General features: G+C 43.8%; 21 protein-coding genes and 1 tRNA gene. 5 read left to right on the top strand and 17 right to left on the bottom strand.

Annotation, left to right across the window (positions count from 1 at the left end; all coding sequences use genetic code 11):
• Window positions 1–4 precede the first annotated feature (4 nt).
• The 17 genes from rplN to CXF69_RS06445 all read right to left on the bottom strand — a co-directional run bounded on the left by rplN (window position 5) and on the right by CXF69_RS06445 (window position 11,338).
• Window positions 5–373, bottom strand: coding sequence for a 50S ribosomal protein L14 (gene rplN / locus CXF69_RS06525; RefSeq protein ID WP_010196702.1), 369 nt, complete (start codon window positions 371–373; stop codon window positions 5–7).
• A 183-nt stretch (window positions 374–556) separates the two neighbouring features.
• The gene (gene rpsQ, locus CXF69_RS06520; RefSeq protein ID WP_021813375.1) at window positions 557–832 is read right to left on the bottom strand and encodes a 30S ribosomal protein S17; all 276 of its coding nucleotides are present in this window, start codon (window positions 830–832) and stop codon (window positions 557–559) included.
• Window positions 829–1,026: a 50S ribosomal protein L29 gene (gene rpmC, locus CXF69_RS06515; RefSeq protein ID WP_025644397.1), complete on the bottom strand. Its 198-nt coding sequence runs from the start codon at window positions 1,024–1,026 to the stop codon at window positions 829–831. The genes rpsQ and rpmC overlap by 4 nt, the downstream gene beginning before the upstream one ends.
• The gene (gene rplP / locus CXF69_RS06510; protein WP_025644399.1) at window positions 1,026–1,439 is read right to left on the bottom strand and encodes a 50S ribosomal protein L16; all 414 of its coding nucleotides are present in this window, start codon (window positions 1,437–1,439) and stop codon (window positions 1,026–1,028) included. The genes rpmC and rplP overlap by 1 nt, the downstream gene beginning before the upstream one ends.
• A gap of 3 nt (window positions 1,440–1,442) precedes the next feature.
• The gene (rpsC, locus tag CXF69_RS06505; RefSeq protein WP_057758704.1) at window positions 1,443–2,165 is read right to left on the bottom strand and encodes a 30S ribosomal protein S3; all 723 of its coding nucleotides are present in this window, start codon (window positions 2,163–2,165) and stop codon (window positions 1,443–1,445) included.
• Window positions 2,166–2,168: 3 nt separating this feature from the next.
• The gene (gene rplV / locus CXF69_RS06500; RefSeq protein ID WP_021813373.1) at window positions 2,169–2,498 is read right to left on the bottom strand and encodes a 50S ribosomal protein L22; all 330 of its coding nucleotides are present in this window, start codon (window positions 2,496–2,498) and stop codon (window positions 2,169–2,171) included.
• Between the two features lie 10 nt (window positions 2,499–2,508).
• Window positions 2,509–2,784, bottom strand: a complete 276-nt coding sequence (rpsS, locus tag CXF69_RS06495; protein WP_010196682.1) for a 30S ribosomal protein S19 — start codon at window positions 2,782–2,784, stop codon at window positions 2,509–2,511.
• 12 nt (window positions 2,785–2,796) lie between these two features.
• Window positions 2,797–3,624, bottom strand: a complete 828-nt coding sequence (rplB, locus tag CXF69_RS06490) for a 50S ribosomal protein L2 (RefSeq protein ID WP_057758702.1) — start codon at window positions 3,622–3,624, stop codon at window positions 2,797–2,799.
• A gap of 11 nt (window positions 3,625–3,635) precedes the next feature.
• Complete coding sequence (gene rplW, locus CXF69_RS06485) at window positions 3,636–3,986, bottom strand: 50S ribosomal protein L23 (RefSeq protein WP_057758700.1); 351 nt, start codon at window positions 3,984–3,986, stop codon at window positions 3,636–3,638.
• Window positions 3,983–4,585 (bottom strand): 50S ribosomal protein L4, encoded by a 603-nt coding sequence (rplD, locus tag CXF69_RS06480; RefSeq protein ID WP_057758698.1) that lies wholly within the window; start codon window positions 4,583–4,585, stop codon window positions 3,983–3,985. The genes rplW and rplD overlap by 4 nt, the downstream gene beginning before the upstream one ends.
• 14 nt (window positions 4,586–4,599) lie before the next feature.
• Complete coding sequence (rplC, locus tag CXF69_RS06475; protein WP_057758696.1) at window positions 4,600–5,238, bottom strand: 50S ribosomal protein L3; 639 nt, start codon at window positions 5,236–5,238, stop codon at window positions 4,600–4,602.
• Window positions 5,239–5,287: 49 nt separating this feature from the next.
• The gene (rpsJ, locus tag CXF69_RS06470; protein ID WP_010196670.1) at window positions 5,288–5,599 is read right to left on the bottom strand and encodes a 30S ribosomal protein S10; all 312 of its coding nucleotides are present in this window, start codon (window positions 5,597–5,599) and stop codon (window positions 5,288–5,290) included.
• Window positions 5,600–6,009: 410 nt separating this feature from the next.
• Window positions 6,010–7,611 (bottom strand): Rne/Rng family ribonuclease, encoded by a 1,602-nt coding sequence (locus CXF69_RS06465; RefSeq protein WP_102077938.1) that lies wholly within the window; start codon window positions 7,609–7,611, stop codon window positions 6,010–6,012.
• A gap of 120 nt (window positions 7,612–7,731) precedes the next feature.
• Complete coding sequence (locus CXF69_RS06460) at window positions 7,732–8,415, bottom strand: Maf family protein (protein ID WP_180952609.1); 684 nt, start codon at window positions 8,413–8,415, stop codon at window positions 7,732–7,734.
• 105 nt (window positions 8,416–8,520) lie between these two features.
• Window positions 8,521–9,006, bottom strand: coding sequence for a rod shape-determining protein MreD (gene mreD, locus CXF69_RS06455; protein ID WP_102077940.1), 486 nt, complete (start codon window positions 9,004–9,006; stop codon window positions 8,521–8,523).
• 120 nt (window positions 9,007–9,126) lie between these two features.
• Window positions 9,127–9,987, bottom strand: coding sequence for a rod shape-determining protein MreC (gene mreC / locus CXF69_RS06450; RefSeq protein ID WP_102077941.1), 861 nt, complete (start codon window positions 9,985–9,987; stop codon window positions 9,127–9,129).
• Window positions 9,988–10,300: 313 nt separating this feature from the next.
• Window positions 10,301–11,338, bottom strand: a complete 1,038-nt coding sequence (locus CXF69_RS06445; protein WP_057758685.1) for a rod shape-determining protein — start codon at window positions 11,336–11,338, stop codon at window positions 10,301–10,303.
• 681 nt (window positions 11,339–12,019) lie between these two features.
• Here CXF69_RS06445 and gatC point away from each other — a divergent pair.
• The 5 genes from gatC to CXF69_RS06420 all read left to right on the top strand — a co-directional run.
• On the top strand, window positions 12,020–12,334 hold the full coding sequence (gene gatC / locus CXF69_RS06440) for an Asp-tRNA(Asn)/Glu-tRNA(Gln) amidotransferase subunit GatC (protein WP_057758683.1): 315 nt from the start codon (window positions 12,020–12,022) through the stop codon (window positions 12,332–12,334).
• 81 nt (window positions 12,335–12,415) lie between these two features.
• Window positions 12,416–13,912: an Asp-tRNA(Asn)/Glu-tRNA(Gln) amidotransferase subunit GatA gene (gatA, locus tag CXF69_RS06435; RefSeq protein ID WP_101204874.1), complete on the top strand. Its 1,497-nt coding sequence runs from the start codon at window positions 12,416–12,418 to the stop codon at window positions 13,910–13,912.
• Window positions 13,912–15,438 (top strand): Asp-tRNA(Asn)/Glu-tRNA(Gln) amidotransferase subunit GatB, encoded by a 1,527-nt coding sequence (gatB, locus tag CXF69_RS06430; protein WP_101204875.1) that lies wholly within the window; start codon window positions 13,912–13,914, stop codon window positions 15,436–15,438. The genes gatA and gatB overlap by 1 nt, the downstream gene beginning before the upstream one ends.
• 114 nt (window positions 15,439–15,552) lie before the next feature.
• Window positions 15,553–15,629: transfer RNA gene (locus CXF69_RS06425), tRNA-Pro, on the top strand.
• A gap of 216 nt (window positions 15,630–15,845) precedes the next feature.
• The coding region (locus CXF69_RS06420; RefSeq protein ID WP_145990074.1) for a hypothetical protein at window positions 15,846–16,756 on the top strand (911 nt) is incomplete at its 3' end.

The raw sequence follows: 16,756 nt of genomic DNA, 5'->3' as shown, positions 1-16,756 counted from the left end.
TACCTCACAATACTTCTGGTGCTAGTGATACAATTTTCATAAACTGATCACCACGTAGTTCACGAGTTACCGGTCCAAAAATACGAGTTGCAATCGGCGCTTTGTTTTGGTTCAACAATACCGCAGCATTGTCGTCAAAACGTAACACAGAACCATCTGGACGACGAACGCCTTTTTTGGTACGTACAACTACTGCATTCATCACGTCGCCTTTTTTAACACGACCACGAGGAATGGCTTCTTTAACCGTTACTTTAATAATGTCGCCAACTGATGCATAACGACGATGAGAACCACCCAGTACTTTAATGCACTGAACTCGCCTTGCACCGCTATTGTCTGCAACTTCCAGCATTGACTCAACCTGAATCATAGCGTTACTCCACACGTATGAGCAATAAAAACCAGTTGCTGCCGCTAGCACAGAATGAGTAGGACGGCATTTTAATATAAATAACCGCGACTTACTCTTAATGTGAGTGATATACGCTCGGCGCAATCAGCATCCTTAAAAAGGCGGCTATTTTAACAGCTTCTGGCTTTTAATGCAATTTACTTAGATTTTTTCTACTTTTTCAACCACATCAACTAAAGTCCAAGACTTAGTTTTTGAGATTGGACGCGTTTCTTTGATGCGGACAAGGTCGCCTTGTTGGCAAACGTTATTCTCATCATGAGCTTTGATTTTCGTAGAACGACGAAGCTGCTTGCCATACAAAGGATGACGAACCAGACGCTCAATCAAAACTGTGATGGACTTGTCCATCTTGTCGCTGACAACTCGTCCTGTCAATACGCTAGCATTGGTAGCTGTTTGATTGTTATCGCTCATGAGTCGCCTCGTTGTTTCTCGTTAATCAAAGTCTGAAGCTGAGCAATCGTGCGACGATTGGCTCTAACTTCATGGGTATTACCCAACTGACCAGTTGCTTTAGCCATACGAATACGGAAAGCATCAAGTTGCTTTTCATCAAGTAACTGGGTCAGTTCTTCTAATGATTTATCACGTAATTCACTGATCTTCATTACATTATCGTCCGCTTAACAATGGTAGTTTTAAAGGGCAATTTTGCTGCAGCGAGCGTTAATGCATCACGAGCAAGCTCTTCAGATACCCCTTCAATTTCATATAGCACTTTACCAGGTTTGATTTCGCATACCCAATATTCTACTGGACCTTTACCTTTACCCATACGTACTTCTAATGGTTTGTTGGTAATCGGTTTGTCAGGGAATACACGAATCCAAATCTTACCGCCACGCTTAATTTTACGAGTGATGGTACGACGTGCTGCTTCGATTTGACGAGCTGTCATACGACCACGCGTCAATGATTTTAGACCAATTTGTCCGAATGCAACGGTGCTTCCACGATGAGCTAGCCCAGTGTTACGACCTTTGTGCATTTTACGAAACTTGGTACGTTTTGGCTGTAACATAGTTTAACCTCTGTCTGAGTTTCGACGGTTTCCACGACCACGGCGTTTTGGCGCACGAGTCTGCTCTTCTTTGACGGGATTATATACACTGTTCATACCGTCAAGGATTTCGCCACGGAAAATCCAAACTTTAACACCGATGGTGCCGTAAGTTGTCTCTGCACGAATTGACGAGTAGTCAATATCAGCACGGAGTGTATGCAATGGCACACGACCTTCACGGTACCATTCACTACGAGCAATCTCAGCACCGCCTAAACGGCCAGACAGCTCAACCTTGATACCTTTAGCACCAGAACGCATGCTGTTCTGTACCGCGCGTTTCATCGCACGACGGAACATAACACGACGCTCAAGCTGGCTACCGATGCCGTCTGCTACCAAACGTGCATCAAGGTCAGGTGACGTGATTTCTTCAATGTTGACCTGAGCAGGTACGCCCATAATTTTGGTCAATTCTTTTTGAAGTCTTTCGATATCTTCGCCTTTCTTACCGATAACAATACCAGGACGCGCAGTGGCGATGGTAATCTTAGCAGCACCAGTAGGACGCTCGATCATGATGTTACTGATCATAGCGTTATCTAGCTTCTTGCGTAGATATTCACGAACTTGAATGTCGTTGATTAGGTATTCTGAGTATTGTTTAGGGTTAGCATACCAGTTTGCGTTATGCTTTTTTACAACACCAAGACGAATTCCGATTGGATGTACTTTTTGACCCATAACTTATTCTCCTACCTTTATAGTGATGTGACAAGTACGCTTGCTGATACGATCAGCACGGCCTTTGGCACGTGGTAGGATACGTTTTAGCGTAATGCCTTCATCAACATAGATAGTAGCGACTTTTAGGTCGTCAATATCTAAGCCGTGATTATGTTCGGCATTGGCGATGGCTGAGTTAAGGCATTTCTTAACAAACACAGCGCCTTTTTTATTGCTATACGTTAGGATATCCAAAGCACGCTCAATAGATTTGCCACGAACTTCATCAGCAACGAGTCTAACTTTTTGTGCCGATATGGCGGCACCGCGTAATTTTGCAGTTACTTCCATGGTAAGCACCTTATCTCTTAGCTTTTTTGTCAATGCCGTGACCACGATACGTACGAGTCGGGGCAAATTCACCTAGTTTATGACCAACCATCTGCTCGCTCACGATAACCGGTACATGAGTACGGCCGTTGTGAACAGATAAAGTTAGGCCAACCATTTGTGGCAGAATCATCGAGCGGCGCGACCAAGTCTTAATTGGCTTGCGTGAGTTGGTGTCTAATGCATTCTCAACTTTAGCAAACAAGTGCGCGTCTATGAATGGACCTTTTTTCAATGAACGAGGCATGAAATTCTTCCTTTATTTCTTCTTGGCGCGACGGCGGATGATCATGTTGTCAGTACGCTTATTGTGACGCGTTTTAAGTCCTTTAGACTTCTGACCCCAAGGGCTGGTTGGATGGCGACCTTTGTTACGACCTTCACCACCACCGTGTGGGTGATCAACCGGGTTCATAGCGACACCACGAACAGAAGGACGAACACCACGCCAACGTGAAGCACCGGCTTTACCAAGTGATTTCAAGTTGTTTTCAGTGTTAGAAACTTCACCAATAACAGCGCGGCAATTTACGTGTACACGGCGAGTTTCGCCAGAACGCATACGTAGAATAGCATAAACACCGTCACGACCTAGTAACTGAACGCTAGCACCCGCAGAACGAGCCATCTGTGCACCTTTACCGATTTTAAGCTCGATATTGTGAATCACAGTACCCAATGGGATGTTTTTTAGCGGTAAGCAGTTACCTGGACGAATTGGAGAAGTCTCGCCTGACATTACTGTATCACCAACTACTTGTTTCTTAGCAGCGATAATGTAACGACGTTCGCCATCAGCATACTTAAGTAGAGCAATATGAGCAGTACGGTTAGGATCGTATTCAATACGCTCTACCGTTGCTGGGATATTGTCTTTAGTACGTTTGAAATCGATAATGCGATAATGTTGCTTATGACCACCGCCAATGTGACGAGTAGTAATGCGGCCATTATTGTTACGACCACCTGACTTGCTTTTTGATTCTAGAAGTGCTGCAAACGGACGACCTTTGTACAGGTGTGGATGCACTACTTTTTCAACAAAACGACGGCCTGGTGATGTTGGCTTTGCTCTTACGATAGGCATGAGTGTAATCCTTATTCGTTATTCGCTGTTTCACTAGTAGAATCAGTAGTATTCGCTACTTCTTCACCAGCATCAGCCATTTGTACATCTTGACCAGCTTTTAAGGTAACATAGGCTTTTTTGTAGTCGTTACGACGGCCGATGCTTTTACCAAAACGCTTTGTCTTACCTTTAACATTCAAAGTGTTTACTTTAGTGACTTCAACACCTTCAAACATCAACTCAACTGCTTTCTTGACTTCAAGCTTAGTAGCATTAGAATCAATTTTAAATACCTGCACACCAAGTGAGTCGCCAAGCATTTGAGATTTTTCTGAGAATACAGGCCCTCTTAAGACCTGATAAAGTCTTGCGTTATTCATGCTAGTGCTTCCTCAAATTGTTTCGCAGCTTCAACTGACATGATCACTTTATCAAATGCGATCAAGCTCACTGGGTCCACTTCATTTGTACCAAGTACATTGACGTGTGGAATGTTGCGAGCAGCTAAGTATAAGTTTTCATCAACTTCTTTAGTAACGATTAGTGCACGAGGTGCATTTAAATCATTTAACTTAGCAATCAGTTCTTTGGTTTTCGGCCCAGAAACGCTCAACTCTTCTACCAAAATCAGACGCTCTTGACGAATCAATTCTGCTAGGATGCACTGCATCGCACCGCGATACATTTTACGGTTTACTTTCTGTGACCAATCTTGTGGTTTTGCAGCGAATGCACGACCACCTGAACGCCAGATTGGGCTACGAATAGAACCCGCACGAGCGCGACCAGTACCTTTTTGGCGCCATGGCTTAATACCACCGCCAGAAACTTCGGCACGTGTTTTTTGTGCGCGTGTACCTTGGCGAGCACCAGCTAAATAAGCGGTGACGACTTGATGCACTAGTGCTTCGTTGAATTCACGACCAAATGCCGTATCAGAAAGCTCAACCGCCGCACCTGTAACTGTTTTTAAATCCACGTTAATCCCCTTGCTTAGGCTTTGACTGACGGACGTACGATAACATCGCCACCGGTGGCACCTGGGATAGCACCCTTGATGACAAGTAACCCTTTTTCGGCATCAACCGAAATCACTTCTAGGCCCTGAACGGTAACACGTTTGTTACCCATCTGACCCGCCATCTTCTTGCCTTTGAATACTTTACCTGGTGACTGGTTTTGACCAGTTGAACCATGCGCACGATGAGACACTGAGTTACCATGAGTAGCATCTTGCATACTAAAGTTGTGACGCTTAACAGGGCCTTGGAAACCTTTACCTTTGCTCTGTCCTGTCACATCAACCATCTGACCTTGTTCGAACAAGTCAGCTAGAATCTCGCCACCAATCTCACGACCTTCAAGATCGCTTTCGTTGGCACGGAACTCCCAAACACCACGGCCAGCTTTAACACCAGCTTTAGCGAAGTGACCCTTTTGTGCAGCTGTTACGCGGCTGTCACGACGAGTACCTGTGGTAATTTGGATGGCTTGATAACCATCTACATCAGTATTTTTTACTTGAGTAATGCGGTTTGCATCGACCTCAACAACTGTTACAGGGATAGATGCGCCTGTTTCAGTGAAGACACGGGTCATGCCGCACTTTTTACCGACTAAACCGATCGCCATTTTAGACCTCTTTATATCTTATATTAATGGGTTGGGTGTTTAATGTGCATTAACCCAAAGCAATTTGAACGTCAACACCCGCCGCTAAATCTAATTTCATTAGCGCATCCACAGTTTTGTCAGTTGGTTGAACGATATCAACCATACGCTTATGAGTACGGATTTCGTACTGGTCACGAGCGTCTTTGTTAACGTGTGGTGAGGTTAGAACGTTGAAGCGCTCAATGCGAGTCGGCAACGGTACAGGACCACAAACTTGCGCACCGGTGCGCTTTGCAGTATCAACAATCTCTTGTGCAGATTGATCAATCAGACGATGATCAAAAGACTTAAGACGGATACGGATTCTCTGGTTAGCCATGCCAGCAAGCTCCTAATATGTGCCTTTGTCATTCTTGCGTCGCAAGACCATGATCAAAAGCAGTTTGGTTAAATATTCACTTAAAGCGGCCTTCTGTTCTTAACCAGAATGAGTTCTTTATCCGAACTTATAGCGTGCCAAAAGCAAAATAGTTTAAAGCCCCGCCAACCCTCCTATTAAATGGAAAGTAGCAAAGGCATAATGAAATAGTGCTAGAAACGATGCTCTAGCTGTCATAGCGCCAGCTTTTTTTATTCAGCTGCGCATATATAATTCAGTGGTGTATATTATACATAGTATTTTAGGTATTGCAAGAGCAATCTCTAGTATCATTAGAGATGATCCATCTTATACTGGCTACTAATCACACAAATATTTTCATCTAAAATTATTATTTATTTTAAATAATATTAATCTAAAACAATATCATACTGCTCTTGGGTATATAGGTTCTCTACATCAAAAGTAATCACCCTACCCAGTAAATACTCTAAATCAGCCACTGTATCTGACTCTGTTGTAAGTAGTAAATCAATGACTGCTGCATGAGCCACCACTGTGAATTTCTTAGGAGAGTTATAAGTGCGGGCGCAGCGCATAATCTCACGGAAGATCTCAAAGCAAACGGTTTCTGCGGTTTTGACAAACCCGCGACCTTGGCAAGTTGAGCACGGCTCACAGAGCTGCTGACCCAACGATTCACGCGTGCGTTTGCGTGTCATCTCTACTAAGCCAAGCTCACTAACCTGCGTAATCTTAGTTTTTGCATAATCTTGAGTAAGCTGCGCCTGTAAGCTCTCAAGCACGTCATCTTTGTGCTGTTGCTCAAGCATATCGATAAAATCTAGAATAATAATGCCGCCTAGGTTACGTAGTCGTAACTGTCGAGCGATAGCATGTGTGGCTTCTAGATTAGTCTTATAGACCGTATCCTCTAATGAGCGACCACCCACAAAAGAACCTGTATTGACATCGATCGTGGTCATAGCTTCGGTCTGATCGATAATCAGATAACCGCCAGACTTTAGATCGACACGGCGCTTTAGTGCGTCACGTAAGTCATCTTCTACACGGTGTACATCGAATAGCGACTGCTCAGCGGTATAATGCACGATTCGGTCATAGACGAATGGAACAAACTCTTTGGCAAAGTATCTGACTTGCTCATAAATCTGTGTATTATCAATAATGACTTTTTCGGTATCAGCGTGAACCAAGTCACGGATAGAACGTAATGGTAGCGACAGTTCTTGATAGATCAGCTCTGAGCTCTGATGATGGTTAATCTCTTGGCGGCGAGCACAGATGGTACGCCATAGCTGCAATAGATAATAGATGTCCTCTTCTAGCTTATCGACAGGCACACGCTCAGCAGCGGTACGGGCAATCAGTCCACCTTTTAGATTGACTTTCTGCATCAGGCTGCTAAGCTCGGTCTTTAATCGGCTACGCTCTTCTTCGCCATCAATACGCTGCGATATACCAATATGATCACTCGATGGCAAATATACTAGATAACGTGATGGCAGCGAGATATTGGTCGTTAAACGAGCACCTTTACTTCCTAACTGGTCTTTGGTTACCTGTACCAAAATACGCTGACTTTCATGCAAGCGATGCTGAATCAATGTTTTAGACGCTGGTACGATCTCTGTACTTTGTGCACTGACAATAGGCGGTGTCACAGCCAAACTATCAGCAGAAGCGTTGGCAGTGGCATCGTCCTCATCTATCTCGCGCTTAGTGGCCTTAGCCGCTTTGTTTTTTTCTACAACGGGTCGTGTTTCACGCTGCATATCGTTGACATGTAGAAATGCGGTCCGTGATTGACCAATATCCACAAAGGCTGCTTGCATACCAGGAAGGACACGTACGACCGTCCCCAGATAGATATTGCCGACCAACCCCAGTTTGTGATGTCGTTCAATATAAATCTCGCCCAAAATACCATTGTCTAAAACCGCAACACGGGATTCCATTGGACTAATATTAATCAGCAGCTCTTCGGACATAGTTTTTTCTCTTATCTCTCAGCTTTCTTATTAGACGGTCATCGCCTATTAGATTGACAGTGTAACAAATGCGACTTGCTCTTGCCCATTACCCTACCGTGTCATTATGTGCATATCCCATTATAACGGGTTGACTGTGTCCATACTGCCTTCTGTCATTTCTTTGATTAGTGCCAGTGTTTGCGCCAGTGGCAGACCAACAACATTGGTGTAGCTACCATTGATACGACTGACCCACGCAGCACCCAGTCCTTGAATGCCATATCCACCAGCTTTATCAGCGGGTTCGCCACTGTCCCAATAGTCGCTCATCATCTGTGTCGTCAGAGGTATAAAAGTCACTTCCGTACGCTCAGTAATTCGCTGTTGGTTGATAATTTGCAAGCACTGTGTAGGTTCTGAGGGGCTTCGTTCTACTTTGGGCAATAGCTGTACTTGAGTCGCTTGAACGGCAGTCCATACTTCGTGGACGTTATCAGACATACGCTGCCACATACTATATGCGTGCTCGCGATCGACGGGTTTGACCAATACTGTCTTACCATCCGACAGTACACCGATGGTATCAGAAGTCAAAATAATAAACGGTGATGTAAGGCTATCGTGATTTGCTTGAGAGGTGTCGCTTAATTGTTGTATCGCGGCATCGGCTTTGGTTGCGACCATGCGTTCGATATAGTCTGTTGGCGACTCATTATCTAACGGCGTCTCGTCGATATCTATACTTAAGATAGTAAAATCTAATTGCGCTCTTTCTAGTAGCTCACGACGACGCGGAGAGCCAGATGCCAAAACGATATCCATCGATATTCTCTTCATTTATAAATTTATGATGTATGTAGTCATACAGCATTGTGGGCCGAGCAAACTAATCTATCAATCAGAGTAATAGCTATAGCTAGTGACTCATTAACGCGAAAACTTGCGCAAAGCAAACAGCACGAGTGGCCAGCTAATGATACTCATAAACAATGACACAGCAGACTGGGCGACAAAGACGTTTTGAATAAACATCTGTAGTATCCATAGGTTTAACTGAAAGACAATCAACCCTAGACTAGCAATTAACCAAGCGCTAACGGTATTCAACTGTCTGACATAGATACTGGTAATTTTGATAACCAGTGCAACAACAACAGCGGCGAACGCTTGCTGCCCTAAATGGGTATCCATCAATAAATCAGCAATTAGCCCAACCGTAAATGCGGTGAAAATTCCGACATAGCGCGGCTGAAACAGCAACCAATAAATCAGCACCATAATCATGACCATGGGGCGCAGTGTGGCCATGCTTGGGCTTAATGGATAGACATTGAGTGATGATGCAGCGATGAAACTTAGAACAATCACAACTATCAATAGTACCGTGGCATTCTCAGAATCAGGATACGACATGGGTACTTACCTTAGCGAGTGTTTGATGGTTGCTGTTATATTGTTGATTGGATATTGGCAAGGTGAATACCATAAGTGGAAAGAGCTTTAAAACGTTAATACTGTGACTTACGTTGTTATCTATGGAGCAATAGCAGCAGCATTGTTCTCATTTAACAGCTTGTCTTGAAGTATTAAGACATAGGCATTATCGATAAAATTGGCCGCTGGAGTAACTTCGATCGTTCTAAAGTTATCGGTTTGCTCATCTTTGACATGCGCGATACGCCCTACTCGATAACCTGCCGGAATACGACCGCCCAGTCCTGACGACACTAGCTCATCACCTACTCGCACATCTGATGTTTTGAAGACGTAATTGAGACTTAATGAAGATGGAATGCCTTGGCCTGTAACAATGGCGCGCTGACCGGTACGCTTGACAGTGACCGCAACTGACTGCTGCTCATCTGTAATCAACAACAGACGGCTAGTATTCGGGTAGACATTGATAATCTGTCCTAACACACCGTCTTCATCGATGACCGTTTGCCCAACTTGTACGCCATCTTGCTCCCCTTTATTAAGCACGACAATCTGTCTGAGCAAGTTGGTATCTGTGCCGATGACTTGCGCCAAATTAAGATCAAACTGCTCAGGCTTGGTGGTAGATAAAATACCTTGCAGGCGTGCATTCTGTGCCAAGATATAATCTTGCTGTTGTAACTTGGCATGCGCGTGTATCAATTGCGATTTTAGCTGCATGTTTTCGCGACGCAGTGCTTCTTTTGATTGCAGGCTGCCACCAGCCCAATGCTTGGCATAGCTTGGTAATAGAGACAGCTCATAGATTGGCTGCATGGCGGCATGACTGGTGCTACGTACTGGCTTAAACCAATCAGAGTTTTTGCTATCAAACCACATCAAAATTAAGGCTGCTATCAATACGATAACAGTCTTACGAAGTGATAACGGCTGGCGCGCAAAAATACTTGGAGTCATAAGTCGTCTGATTTAAGGATTCTAAAATGAACAATAGCACTTATTTACAGCATGAGTGTTTATCGAGGATATTGGGTTCTAGCACAAATGAATGCAATTAAAGGTAGCACAATCGGCTACCTTTAATTTTATATATAGTCAATTTTCTATAAATTAGGTAAGGTGTCAGTCTCGCTCAGCCTAATACTTATAGTACTTTCGCTCGGCTTCCCTGTATCCAAATTATATTGAACCGACTATATTTATAGTTTCATCTTTCACATAAATCATCATATATTGCCAAGACTATAGGGCAATTAAGGATAAAGATGACTTAAACAAAAATCATGTTTAAACTTTTATTATTGATGAAATCAAGCGCGATACCACCACCGCGACTAACGCAGGTTAATGGGTCTTCTGCTACCGTCACTGGTAAACCGGTCTCTTGTGAGATAAGTTTGTCTAAGTCACGTAATAGTGCGCCGCCACCTGTCAATACAATGCCACGCTCAGCGATGTCTGATGACAACTCTGGCGGAGTCTGCTCAAGCGCTACTTTTACAGCGCTAACAATACCGCTCAATGGATCAGTCAACGCTTTTTGCACTTCTTCTGAATTGACAGTAAAGGTCTTTGGCACACCTTCTGCCATGCTACGACCACGAACTTCTACTTCTAGTTGGCTATCTTCATTCAATGCAGAACCGACTTCTTTTTTGATGCGTTCAGCAGTCGTCTCACCGATGACACAACCATGCGTACGGCGTACATGAGTGATGATCGCTTCATCAAACATATCGCCACCGATACGAATAGACTCAGCATATACGCAACCAGATAGCGCGATAACGGCAATCTCAGTCGTACCACCACCGATATCTACAACCATAGAACCACTGGCTTCATGAACTGGCATACCAGCACCGATAGCCGCAGCCATCGGCTCTTCTAGCAATAGTACTTTGCTCGCGCCTGCTGATGATACTGCCTCACGAATCGCCTTGCGCTCAACTAGAGTAGACTTGCATGGTACACAAACCACGACGTTAGGCTGTGCCATAAAACGCTTGGCTTTTACTTTAGCGATAAAGTGCTTAAGCATTTTTTGCGTCACTTCAAAATCAGCAATCACACCGTCTTTCAACGGGCGAATCGCTGTGATGTTCGCAGGCGTACGACCTAGCATCTGCTTGGCATCGATACCAACAGCGGCGACGGTCGGGTTCTGAGTACGATTGCTTCGTAACGCGACCACCGTAGGCTCGTCAAGCACGACGCCTTTATTAGGAATAAAAATTAGGGTGTTCGCAGTACCGAGGTCGATAGCGATATTATTTGATAAAAATCCAAACAGGTTCATGACTAATATATCCAGCGTCTTACGAATGAGGCGAATGAGATTGACTGAGGTGTTACTCGTCAGTGTTGAGCAGGTCGTCGTTAAACATTACTTGTGGCAACAGTTATCATTCCAACAAGTCAAAATTCAAACAATAATGATGATATGAAAAAACTGAGCTAAATTATACCGATTTAGCTCAAAAAAAACATAGATATTTGCATCAGTAAGTAAGGATTTTTGTCTTAGACGCCAAAAGTTGTTACAAAGTTTGAAATAGTAGTGAATATCATTCAACTCAATGAAACATCATTTAATCTGATAACTAACAAGGCTCTACAGGCAGATGAATGTTTTGCTTAATAGCAGATGCATACTGTAACGTATTTTAGAAGCTAATTGGAGAGCAATTAAGGAACAATGATGAATTAGGGGGTCAGTTTTGCAATTCTCTGTAAATCATTGTGTCTTAATTGGCATTATGGCTCGGCTAGCACTATATCTTATTTAATATTACGTCTTTATCAATTCAGTCTCTTGGTTGAGATTGTGCATCAATCAAGCGTCATGCTCTGTAAACTTGAGTCAGATGCTTTATAATAAGCCCACTTACTATTTGTTTGTATTTTAGTTGTTTCTATTTTAGCGCTTACGTATTTTCGTTTTCGTAATCAACTACTCTAACAAAAACTGTCCTTAACTGGAGAAACTATGTCTCAGCAGCCAGCAACGTCTGACAGCAACGTCAGCCGTGAAGAAATCCTAGAAGTTGCCAACCTTGCCCGCTTAGGTGTCGATGAAAGTACAGCCGATAGCTATGCTGATGATATCAGTAAAGTATTAAAACTGATGAATACGCTATCTAACGTTGATACCACAGACATCAAGCCACTAGCCAATATCCATGAAGCTTGCCAAGAGTTGCGTGCTGATGTGGCAAAACACGACATCAATCGTGAGCGTAATCAGTCAGTCGCACCTGCCGTAGAAGAAGGCTTGTATCTAGTGCCTCAGGTGATTGAATAATAGTGGCTGAATAATATAATCACGCATTTGCCATTATCTCATTTTATTTTATGCTATTAACATTTTGACGGACGACACCTTATGTCTGAACTTCATTTATTAAGTACCGAGCAGCTCATTACTGGCTTGCAAAACAAACAATTTAGCAGCGCCGAATTAACCGAACACTACATCAAGCGTATCGATGCGCTAGACAGCAAGATTAACAGTTTTATCACTCATACTTCTGAGACAGCACGCGCACAAGCAAAAGCGGCAGACGAGATGCGTGCTCAGGGAGATCAGCGTCCACTACTTGGTGTACCAATGGCGCACAAAGACATCTTTTGTACCCAAGGTGTACTGACCACTTGTGGCTCTAAGATGCTACATAACTTTGTCTCACCATATGACGCGACTATCGTTTCTAACATCGACAAAGCTGGCATGATTAGCTTAGGTAAGCTCAATATGGATGAGTTTGCGATGGGCTCAGACAACAGTAGCTCTTACTACGGTACGGTACAAAACCCTTGGAACCTAGAGCGCGTCCCTGGTGGCTCGTCAGGTGGTAGTGCTGCTGCTGTTGCCGCAGGTTTTGTCCCTGTTGCTACCGGTAGTGATACGGGTGGCTCTATTCGTCAGCCTGCTTCATTCTGCGGCCTAACAGGTATTAAGCCGACTTATGGCCGTGTGTCACGCTTTGGTATGATTGCCTACGCCTCAAGTTTGGATCAAGCGGGTAGCATGGGACGCAGCGCTAAAGATTGCGCCTATCTGCTCCAGCCGATGATTGGTCATGATCCACGCGATGCCACTTCTATCAAGTACGAGATGCCTAACTACGTACAAGACATCAATGATGCCCAAGCTGCTGCTGGTGATAAGCCATTTGAAGGTCTTCGTATTGGTGTGGCCAAAGAATACTTTGGTACAGGCCTTGATAGTGAAGTCGAGCAAGCAGCACGTGCTGCGCTCAAGAAATACGAAGAGCTAGGCGCAACGATTGTAGAAGTAAACATCACTGATCCTGAGATCACACTTGCCACTTACTACATGCTAGCACCTGCTGAAGCATCATCGAACCTGTCACGCTTCGATGGCGTACGCTTTGGCTATCGCTGTGAAAACCCAACGGACCTTATCGATCTATACACGCGCTCACGCTCTGAAGGCTTTGGCCCTGAAGTACAACGCCGTATTTTGACAGGGACTTATGCACTGTCTGCTGGCTATTTCGATGCTTACTATACTAAAGCACAGAAGATTCGCCGTTTGATCGTTAAAGACTTCGATGAAGCATTTGCTAGCTGTGATGTGATTGCTAGCCCAACTGCACCGACTGCGGCCTATAAGCTCAGTGAAGACCTAGATCCTGCAACGATGTATTTGGGTGACGTTTATACCATCGCGGTCAACCTAGCGGGTCTACCTGCACTTAGTCAGCCAGTTGGTTTGACGACAGAAGGCCTCCCTATTGGCTTGCAATTAATCGGTAAGCATTGGCAAGAGAGTCAACTGCTCACGACTGCGCACCTGTTCCAGCAGCATACCGACCATCACCTACAACACTCTACCATCGCAAAGGAGACGGTATAATGAGTACAGCTACTACTGATAACAATGCCGTCCGTGAACACGCCGTGCGTAAAGAGCTATTTGTCGATGGCTATGAAGTGGTCATCGGTATCGAGATTCACTGTCAGCTAAATACGGAAAGTAAGATTTTCTCAAGTGCGCCGACTGATTTCGGTCATGAGCCAAACAGCCAAGCTAGCATCGTCGATTTGGGTTTGCCTGGCGTATTACCAGTGCTAAATGCTGGTGTGGTCGATCGTGCATTAAAATTCGGTATCGGTGTCAATGCTGAGCTGGGGCTGTTTAATACGTTTGACCGTAAAAACTACTTCTACCCTGACCTGCCTAAAGGCTATCAAATCACTCAGATGGCTAATCCTATCGTGGGTGAAGGCTATATCGATGTCGTGGTCAATGAAGGCGAAAAGAACGAATACCCTAAACGTATGGGTATCACCCGCGCGCATCTAGAAGAAGATGCGGGTAAATCTGTCCATGACGCAGTCGACGGTATGACTGGTGTGGATTTGAACCGTGCTGGTACGCCACTAATCGAAATCGTCTCTGAGCCAGACATGCGCTCAGCTCACGAAGCACTTGCCTACATCAAAGCCATCCATCAGCTAGTCACGTGGCTAGGTATCTCAGACGCAGTGATGGCCGAAGGCTCATTCCGCTGTGACTGTAACGTCTCTGTGCGCAAGCCAGGCGCTGATCTCGGTACGCGTACTGAGCTAAAAAACCTAAACTCGTTCCGCTTTATCGAACGTGCTATCAATCGTGAAATCGAACGTCAAATCGATATCCTAGAAGATGGCGGCAAAGTCGTTCAAGCGACGATGCTATATGATCCAGAGCGTGATGAAACGCGTACCATGCGTACCAAAGAAGACGCCAACGACTATCGCTACTTCCCTGATCCTGACCTGCTACCTGTCCGTATCGAGCAGCATACGGTTGATGCGATCAAAGCAGCGATGCCAGAGCTACCAGTGGCTCGTCGCGCACGCTTTGAAGAAGCGCTTGGTCTGTCAGAATACGATGCTCGTATCTTGACTGGTAGTCGTCAAATTGCTGATTACTTCGAAGATGTGGTGGCTGAAATCGGTCAGCAAGATGCTAAAATGGCTGGCAACTGGGTCATGGGCGACTTGCTCGGCGCCCTGAACAAAGATGACACAGACATCATCGACTCCCCTATCAGCGCCAAGCAATTGGCTGGCATGCTCAAGCGTATCAAAGATGACACGCTATCTGGCAAACTGGCCAAGAAAGTCTTTAGTGCTCTATATGAGCGCGAAGGCGGCGATGGCGATGATGCAGCAGATAAAATCATCAAAGATAAAGGCCTCAAACAAGAAACCGATACTGGCGCTATCAAAGCCATCGTTGAAGAAGTCATCGCAAAAAATGAATCGATGGTCGAAGAATATCGCGGCGGTAAAGAAAAAGCCTTTAACGGTCTGGTCGGTCAGGTCATGAAAGCCAGTCGCGGTAGTGCTAACCCACAGCAAGTGAACCAAATTCTAAAAGAATTATTGGGTTAATATTGGCTGCTAAGCGATTATACTGACTATGCTATGCAGAATAATATTGTAGAGTTTGGCTGCTATAAATAGCCCTTGCAATATACATAATTTTGCGTAAAATAGTCAGTCACTCGGGGCGTAGCGCAGTCTGGTAGCGCACTACACTGGGGGTGTAGTGGTCGCAGGTTCAAATCCTGCCGTTCCGACCAAACATAGCAGTAATAGAGAAAAGCCAATCATTGTTTTCAATGGTTGGCTTTTTTTTGTGCTAAATTTGGCTGGTAATTGTATGATGTTTTGATTGAGCAAATAATAATAAAAATCTTGCAAGGCATGATAAACAATCGAAAGCCAGTCGTTCATATAGCTTTAGGCTAGCTTGTCTTATATCTACTTTGATTTAATAGTGTGTAGAGGTGTGTGCTGTGGGTATTATTTACGAAATGATGCGTAAAATGGAAGAAAGTGAAAAAGAAGTCTTTGATGATAATGAGCACGAAAGCTACGTTCTATTTTACGAGTTCATAATTATTATTGCTTTATATGGAGATGATAGCGAAAAAATGGTTGCTAACTACCTTATAGGCGATGATGATTTTTTGAAGCTAGATTACTATATTTACGACTCCTTTTTTTCGAAAGTAGCAAATCCTAAAATACCGTATAACAAAGATGGAAGTTTCTCTTTACATGAGATCCCAAACTTAGACGAGCTAATTAGTAAATATGGATTTCATAAGCAAAAATATGATGACTGTGGCAATGAAGAGCAATATCCAACAGAATTTTTTTTAGAGCAAGTTTTAGATGACCATGTAGAAAACATCTTCGATAACAAATATTGGAAAATTGAAGATGTCCTATCATTAGATTGTATATCCAAAATAGGGTTAGATTTTAATGCTTTTGAAGAATGCTACGAAGCATTAAATAGCTCTCCTAGTGCTACACTTCGCTATATTAGAGAAAGAAAGGAATTTAAAGAAAGATTAGCAGCAGAACAAAAAAAAGCTTCTAGAAGTCAAAGTATTGATCCTAATATGCATGATATTGCTATTGATCAGTTAGCAAAAAAAGATGATGAGATCAAAGATTTAATCAGTAAAGTGGAGCTGTTAGAGCAAAAACCCATATCACTTAATGATAAACCCATGCACCCTAGAACTGCTAATAATGCTAGCAAAATAATAGCAGCTCTTGCTAGTGAACTTTTACATATGGACTTAACACAGCCATTTGCTAATGACAGTAATGGGAAAATAATGGCGGCCATTGAGAAACAAGGTAATACAGTTAGTAAAGATGTTATTGCAGATTGGTTAAAACTTGCCCATGA

It is taken from the genome of Psychrobacter sp. Choline-02u-9 (assembly GCF_002836505.1).
Lineage (GTDB): Bacteria > Pseudomonadota > Gammaproteobacteria > Pseudomonadales > Moraxellaceae > Psychrobacter.
Note: the sequence above shows the minus strand (reverse complement) of the source record. Positions and strands in the feature narration are given on the sequence as shown.

Bases quoted from the DNA above. Each gene is read 5' to 3' on its own strand.
- rplN (WP_010196702.1), bottom strand. From the start codon at position 373: ATGATTCAGGTTGAGTCAATGCTGGAAGTTGCAGACAATAGCGGTGCA.
- rpsQ (WP_021813375.1), bottom strand. From the start codon at position 832: ATGAGCGATAACAATCAAACAGCTACCAATGCTAGCGTATTGACAGGA.
- rpmC (WP_025644397.1), bottom strand. From the start codon at position 1,026: ATGAAGATCAGTGAATTACGTGATAAATCATTAGAAGAACTGACCCAG.
- rplP (WP_025644399.1), bottom strand. From the start codon at position 1,439: ATGTTACAGCCAAAACGTACCAAGTTTCGTAAAATGCACAAAGGTCGT.
- rpsC (WP_057758704.1), bottom strand. From the start codon at position 2,165: ATGGGTCAAAAAGTACATCCAATCGGAATTCGTCTTGGTGTTGTAAAA.
- rplV (WP_021813373.1), bottom strand. From the start codon at position 2,498: ATGGAAGTAACTGCAAAATTACGCGGTGCCGCCATATCGGCACAAAAA.
- rpsS (WP_010196682.1), bottom strand. From the start codon at position 2,784: ATGCCTCGTTCATTGAAAAAAGGTCCATTCATAGACGCGCACTTGTTT.
- rplB (WP_057758702.1), bottom strand. From the start codon at position 3,624: ATGCCTATCGTAAGAGCAAAGCCAACATCACCAGGCCGTCGTTTTGTT.
- rplW (WP_057758700.1), bottom strand. From the start codon at position 3,986: ATGAATAACGCAAGACTTTATCAGGTCTTAAGAGGGCCTGTATTCTCA.
- rplC (WP_057758696.1), bottom strand. From the start codon at position 5,238: ATGGCGATCGGTTTAGTCGGTAAAAAGTGCGGCATGACCCGTGTCTTC.
- rpsJ (WP_010196670.1), bottom strand. From the start codon at position 5,599: ATGGCTAACCAGAGAATCCGTATCCGTCTTAAGTCTTTTGATCATCGT.
- CXF69_RS06465 (WP_102077938.1), bottom strand. From the start codon at position 7,611: ATGTCCGAAGAGCTGCTGATTAATATTAGTCCAATGGAATCCCGTGTT.
- CXF69_RS06460 (WP_180952609.1), bottom strand. From the start codon at position 8,415: ATGGATATCGTTTTGGCATCTGGCTCTCCGCGTCGTCGTGAGCTACTA.
- mreD (WP_102077940.1), bottom strand. From the start codon at position 9,006: ATGTCGTATCCTGATTCTGAGAATGCCACGGTACTATTGATAGTTGTG.
- mreC (WP_102077941.1), bottom strand. From the start codon at position 9,987: ATGACTCCAAGTATTTTTGCGCGCCAGCCGTTATCACTTCGTAAGACT.
- gatC (WP_057758683.1), top strand. From the start codon at position 12,020: ATGTCTCAGCAGCCAGCAACGTCTGACAGCAACGTCAGCCGTGAAGAA.
- gatA (WP_101204874.1), top strand. From the start codon at position 12,416: ATGTCTGAACTTCATTTATTAAGTACCGAGCAGCTCATTACTGGCTTG.
- gatB (WP_101204875.1), top strand. From the start codon at position 13,912: ATGAGTACAGCTACTACTGATAACAATGCCGTCCGTGAACACGCCGTG.